This is a genomic window from Geobacter sp., from assembly GCF_027327745.1.
Classification (GTDB): Bacteria; Desulfobacterota; Desulfuromonadia; order Geobacterales; family Geobacteraceae; genus Geobacter.
The window spans coordinates 41894-48045 of sequence record NZ_DAHVYG010000080.1 but is presented as its reverse complement, the minus strand read 5'-3'; the positions used below and the strand labels follow the sequence as shown (position 1 = coordinate 48045).

Sequence of the window (6152 nt, the reverse complement as noted above, 5' to 3'; positions counted from 1 at the left end):
ATGGGTCTCCTTGCCATAGGACCTCCTGGGAATCAAGATCCCGGCAGGATACGCTATGACGGTTGTGGCCCACCAAAGACAACAGCAGGGGGTGCTCAATTACGTTGGTTCCGCCCCTGCCCAAACTGCTCAATTCCGATGATTCCGGTGCTCAATTCCGTTGGTATCGCACCATCGGTAACTGCTCAATTACCATGGTTCTCGACAAAGTACCCGGCAGGGCGAAAGCTGGGGGAAAGGACGACCGTATGGTTAGAGTCTGACATCAAGCGGCTGATTAAACAAGTCGCGGCAGGAGGTGCCCTATGACCAGAAACACAAAACCCCCCCGGGGGCAACGGCGGGGCTTTGTGGGAGGAAAGGACGGAAAATTTGTCAACTGTCTACTCAAGGCATGCAAGGACCACGTACCGGCCGCCACTTCAGGGCAGCGGACTGCGTATCACGTGCTGTCAGCACAGCCTAACTTCCCGGAATCATTGCGTGCGGGCAATGAGTGAAATCACCATTCACAGCAGATTGCCCGCACCGCCACTGCGGGCATGCGGGCAATGCCGCAGGGGGGTTAGCTCCATCTACCATCTATCGCCACTTGCGGGAGCTCCGAAAAAGGGGACAGGTTGAGCTGCGGACAGTAAAGGCTGCCGACCGTGTAACAGACATGCCGAAAATGTCGCGCAAACGGCACCCCTGGCGCGATTCCCGAACGCGACACAAGGGCAACTATCAACCCGGCCCATCGACCGCTCACAGGGCAAATTTGGAGGCGGAAAGTTAACCACCTTGAACAGGGGTCGCGGTAAATGGCCGTAGACACCCCCCGCACGACTCTACGGAAAGGAGGCAGACATTGAAGAAAGATCGACGACGCTGTGTTGTTGGAAATGATCGAGCAAGGCACCCGCAGAAGGCTGCCGCGGCTCATTTCGGCGTGTCCGAAGCGGCCATATCGAAGCGGCTGCGACGGCTGCGCCAGATTGCAGCACGGCCTGCCGTCCTGGACCGGTTGACGGAGAAAGAACAGAAATTCGTTGTCGCCATTGTCGAGGGCCGAACGCAGACCGATGCGGCTGAAGCCGCTTTTGACGTGACCACCCGGGACAGTGCCAAGGCGATAGGCAACAGGCTGATGAAAGATGCGGACATCAAGGAGGCGATCACCGCCGTCATGGAGTCAGAAGGGCTCAGCCGCCGGCATCTCGTAAAGAAGCTGAAGGTGCACGTTGACGGGGCAGATCCACAAGTTTCACTGAAAGCCGTAGATATGGGACTGAAGCTTCACGACGCTTACCCGGCGGCAAAGACCATGAACCTGAATGTCAACCTGGACGTGTGCCCGGTCGACCTCTCGCGATACGCGAGACATTAAAGGCGGAAGCCTGGAAAGGAGGAAGGATTATGGGACTGATGAGGTTTTTGATGATGCGAGACATGGGGAATGCGAGGGACGATATGGCGGACTTTGCCAAAACCCTGAGTGACCCTGAGTTTCAGACGCCTAAAGCTCAAACACACCTGGCGGAAAGGGCGAGCGGTTGGGCATCTGACCCATTTAACCCGTTCGCCAAAATCGGCTTGAACAACATGGCACAAGGGGCACTGAACGGAGAATTTATAGCAGGGCCTCCCGCGCCTTCCGGACTGACGGGACCGGAACCAGGAACGCGAAAACCCTGGACATGTACACCCGGATGCCGGACTTCATGAAGCGGCTTTCTTCGTGGAATACCTTTCCCTGGGGCGGCTCAAACGGCTTCTAGGCCCTCGCCGAACCAAACAGTAAGGCCGACACCCGTCTGGAGGATGCCGGCCTTTTCTTTGCCCTACGCCCTCAGAAAGACGCAATTCCTTAACTCTTCCCCGGTGACGACATGATCCTCTGCGTTCCAGATCGTCGGCTCAACCTTGGTGAGATCGTTTCCTTCGACCAGGACGACCATGTCCCCGTGCTCGGTCAAAATAGAGGACAGCCGCGTGGTGAGTCCCGACAGCATAGCAGGATTAGCGGGTTTTCCTTCCTGGATGACCGGAATCCACGGGGGGCACACCAAGGATGAGTTTCCCCGAAGGGCAGAATCAAGCCCAGTAACCTTGATGCTAACCGTGTCGACGATTTCCTGAATGTCGACCATCAGCCACGCCAAGAAGTTGAAATCCTCTTTCGTGAATCCCCGGTACCCGTCGACAAACATATCACCGCCAGCATGGGGATATTTTTTGTGTAACGTCTCCGTCCCCGCACCCACCATCTCCTCAACCCGCTCCACATAACTCTTAAGTTTGTCCATCTGTAGGGCCAGATCGTCCAGTAAATCCAGATAGTCCTTGCTCATGTGTAACCCTCCTCATTGAATTTGATGAAGGGGTTATCGCATGGGGAAAATTTAAACACTAGCTTCTAAGAATTTTTTCACTTACTATAATCCACGCAATACAAATAGGTTAATCAGTCAAACTGATTGATTACTCAGTCAGTCTGATTGATTGTTCTCCGCTCTTGACCTGCTTTTCCTCAAGCATCTGCAGGACAACAGAAAACGCCCCTTCTTCGAGGTCGAGAAGAGGAGACGGCGCGGGAGATGGCCGACAAGTTGACTACGTCCGTAAATATGTCGCGGCCCAGAGAGGGGGTAGCGGCGTCTCTGGCCTTGCCGTCTCATGCCACCCCCCCTTCAGTTCCTGACCTTTCCTTCCTCCCTTTGGAAGAAGTAGCGTCGATATTCTGGGGGTAGATTTGGGGGTATGCGTGAAACCACCTGAACATATACCCTTGCAATGCCGGACTGTTACATGAACCGTTTGACACCGACCCTCTCAAAACAAGGGGCTTTCCTCATAACCGGCGGAAAGCCCCTTTGCTTATTTACGCGATGCCAGGCGTTGCCGTACCGCTTCGAACAGGACAACCCCCCCCGCTACCGATGCGTTGAGGGAACTTACCCCTCCCCGCAGGGGTATGGAGATCAGAAAATCGCATTTCTTGGCGGTCAAGTGTCGAATCCCCTCCCCTTCCCCGCCGATTACGATCGCGACATTGCCGCACAGATCCTGGTCATACAGTGAAGAAGCGGCACGGTCCGATGTCCCGTAGATCCAAAATCCCGCATCCTTCAGCTCATCGAGCGTCTGGGCCAGATTCGTGACCTGGGCGACGGGGATGGTTTCGGCCGCTCCTGCAGCACTCTTCTCGACGGTGGAGTTGACCCTTGCGGCACGGTCCCTGGTAATAATGACGCCATGGGCGCCGGCGCATGCGGCACTTCGTATCAGGGCTCCCAGATTGTGCGGATCCTGCACCCCATCGAGCACCACGAGGAGCCCCATCTCCCCCGAAGAGCGCCAGACCGCCAGCAGGTCCGAGAGTTCCGCATACGGGAAACCTTCCAACCGTAGTGCGACCCCCTGATGATGGTCGGTGCCACAGAGACGGGAGATATCCCGCTTGTCGCGATTACGCACCGGCACCTCCCGTTCCGCAGCGAGCGAGAGCAGTTTCTCTAACCGGCGGTCTTGAACGTCTCGGGAGACAAAAAGCTCGAAGGCCCTCCGCTTGCCGCGCAGGGCCTCCATCACGGGATTGATCCCGTAGAGTAGTTCTTCTTTCACGAAAAATAGCCTCCCTCGTTCAACCGGCAATGATTTCGTCGAGAATCATCTCCGCCGCGGCTGCCGGGTCCTTGGCATCGCCGATGGGCCTGCCGATGACAAGGTAGTCACCTCCTGCCTTCACCGCCTCGGACGGGGTCATCACCCGCTTCTGGTCATTGAGGGCGGCAAAACTCGGCCTGACGCCGGGGGTGACAATGAGAAAATCCTTGCCACATGCCTCCCTGATCAGGGGAATCTCCCGGGGGGATGCCACGACACCGTCAATACCCGCCTTTTGGGCAAGCGTTGCGAGTCTGACGACCATTTCCGGAACCGGATGCTCGATTCCCACCTGGCGCAGCGTCTCCTCGGTGGAAGAGGTGAGAATCGTAACCGCCAGCACCTTAGCCCTCTCCCCACCGTGGAACTCCCTGTCAAGGGCTTCAACCGTGCGGGCCATCATCTCGTAACCGCCGAGGGCGTGCAGATTGAACAGCTTGACCCCGAGACGCGCCGCTTCCAGAGAAGCCATCGCCACGGTATTCGGAATATCGTGAAATTTCAGGTCCAGGAAGACATCGCCGCCAAACTTCTGGATCATCCGTACCGTTGCGGGCCCGCAAGCGGTAAACATCTGCTTCCCCACCTTGAACATCCCGACGCGTCCGGCGAGGGTCTCAGCCCAGTACTGGACGTGGGAAAACTCCCCCGTATCGAGGGCAAAGATGATCTTGCTCCGAGCTTCTTCCCTGGTCATCATCTCTGGTACTCCTTGAAGGGGTTACTGGTTGAGCGCTGCTGCGACAAGAGATTTCACCTGCTCCACCGCCTCGTCCAGAGGCAGGAGAGACACTTCGCCACTCTTCCGTATCTTGAGCTCCACCTTCCCTTCAGCAAGGTTCTTGCTGCCGACCACGAGTCGAAGCGGAATGCCGATGAGGTCGGCATCCTTGAACTTGCTCCCGGGGCGCTCGTCGCGGTCGTCGAAGAGAACTTCCACCCCGGCATCCGTCAGGGTGCGGTACAGCCCTTCGGCGGCCGTCATCACCGAGGCATCCTTGGCGTTGACGGCGGAAACGATGCAGTGGAACGGCGCAATCGGAATCGGAAAGACGATGCCGTCGGCATCATGGTTCTGCTCGATGCAGGCGGCAACGGTTCTTCCGATGCCGATGCCGTAGCATCCCATGAAGATGGTCTGTTCCTTCCCCTCGGCATCCAGATATGTGGCACGCAGTGCCTCCGAGTATTTGGTGCCGAGCTTGAAGACATGCCCCACTTCGATGCCGCGCCAGAGCTCCAGATGTCCCGCCGGACAGCGGGGACACGGATCGCCATGCACGACGTTGCGGATGTCGGCAAACCTCTCCGGAGCGAAGTCACGATCGAAGTTGACGTTCTTGTAATGGAGATCCCGGGCATTGGCGCCGGTGACGAAATTCCGCATTCCCTGGGTCGCCAGGTCGGCGACGATGCGGACCTTCAGCCCCACCGGCCCCGCGAATCCCACCGGAGCCCCGGTGACCTTTTCGACAATCTCCTCGCTCGCCATCTCGAGCGCTTCGCAGCCGAGAACCTTTGCCAGCTTGATTTCGTTGAGGTCGTGATCCCCTCTGACGAGTACCGCCAGCGGTTCGCCATCGGCCACCACGAGAAGCGTCTTGATGAGCGATGAGGCCGGAATGCCGAGAAACGCCGTCACCTCTTCCACGCTCCGCTTCTGGGGAGTCTCGACCCGCTCCAGAGAACGGGGTTCGGCGTGCTCGGGGGCCACCGGACGGGCCTCGGCCTTTTCGACGTTGGCAGCGTACTCGCAGGTGGAACAGGAAACGATGGCGTCCTCGCCCGAGTCGGCAAGGACCATGAACTCGTGGGAAAACGCCCCGCCGATGCTCCCGGTGTCGGCCTCCACGGCCCGGAAATTGAGCCCGCACCGCTGGAAGATGCGGCGGTAGGCCTGGTACATCCTGTCATAGGACGAATCGGCGGCAGAGCTGTCCACGTCGAAGGAGTAAGCGTCCTTCATGATGAACTCGCGACCGCGCATGAGGCCGAAGCGGGGGCGGATCTCGTCGCGGAACTTGGTCTGGATCTGGTAGAGGTTCAGCGGCATCTGCCGGTAGCTCTTCACCTCGCGGCGGACGATGTCAGTCACCACCTCCTCATGGGTAGGACCGAGACAGAACTCGGCATCCTTGCGGTCCTTGAAGCGGAGCAGTTCCTTCCCGTACTTCTCCCACCGCTTCGACTCCTGCCAGAGCTCCGCCGGCTGGACGCTCGGCATCAGGATCTCGATGGCCCCTGCCCGGTTCATCTCTTCGCGGACAATCGCCTCGACCTTCCGGATGGAACGAAGCCCGAGGGGGAGGTAGTTGTAGATGCCGGCTGCGAGCTTACGGATCATCCCGGCGCGGAGCATGAGCTGGTGGGAAATCACCTCGGCATCGGAAGGGGTTTCTTTGACGGTTGGGACAAAATACTGGGAATAACGCATTGACGGTCCTCTATGGATATAATGCAGGGGCAAACCTCGTGTTTTCCCTGGCACGGGCGATCACAAGGGA

The 6152-nt window shown here is 58.2% G+C and carries 5 protein-coding genes; 1 reads left to right on the top strand and 4 read right to left on the bottom strand.

What is annotated here, in order from left to right; genetic code table 11:
- Positions 1-850: 850 nt before the first annotated feature.
- Entirely contained in the window at positions 851-1369 is a 519-nt protein-coding gene (locus M6689_RS15145) for a terminase small subunit (RefSeq protein WP_298273311.1), read from the top strand.
- Positions 1370-1823: 454 nt separating this feature from the next.
- On the opposite strand, the gene M6689_RS15140 is transcribed toward M6689_RS15145, so the two are convergent.
- The 4 genes from M6689_RS15140 to M6689_RS15125 all read right to left on the bottom strand — a co-directional run bounded on the left by M6689_RS15140 (position 1824) and on the right by M6689_RS15125 (position 6082).
- A complete protein-coding gene (locus M6689_RS15140; protein WP_298273310.1) occupies positions 1824-2333 on the bottom strand; it encodes a hypothetical protein in 510 nt (169 codons plus the stop codon).
- A gap of 526 nt (positions 2334-2859) precedes the next feature.
- Positions 2860-3606 carry a 23S rRNA (guanosine(2251)-2'-O)-methyltransferase RlmB gene (gene rlmB / locus M6689_RS15135; protein WP_298273309.1) on the bottom strand — a complete coding sequence of 249 codons (747 nt, stop codon included), beginning with the start codon at positions 3604-3606 and terminating at the stop codon, positions 2860-2862.
- Positions 3607-3625: 19 nt separating this feature from the next.
- A complete protein-coding gene (pyrF, locus tag M6689_RS15130; RefSeq protein WP_298273314.1) occupies positions 3626-4345 on the bottom strand; it encodes an orotidine-5'-phosphate decarboxylase in 720 nt (239 codons plus the stop codon).
- 24 nt (positions 4346-4369) lie between these two features.
- Positions 4370-6082 (bottom strand): proline--tRNA ligase, encoded by a 1713-nt coding sequence (locus M6689_RS15125; RefSeq protein ID WP_298273308.1) that lies wholly within the window; start codon positions 6080-6082, stop codon positions 4370-4372.
- Positions 6083-6152 lie beyond the last annotated feature (70 nt).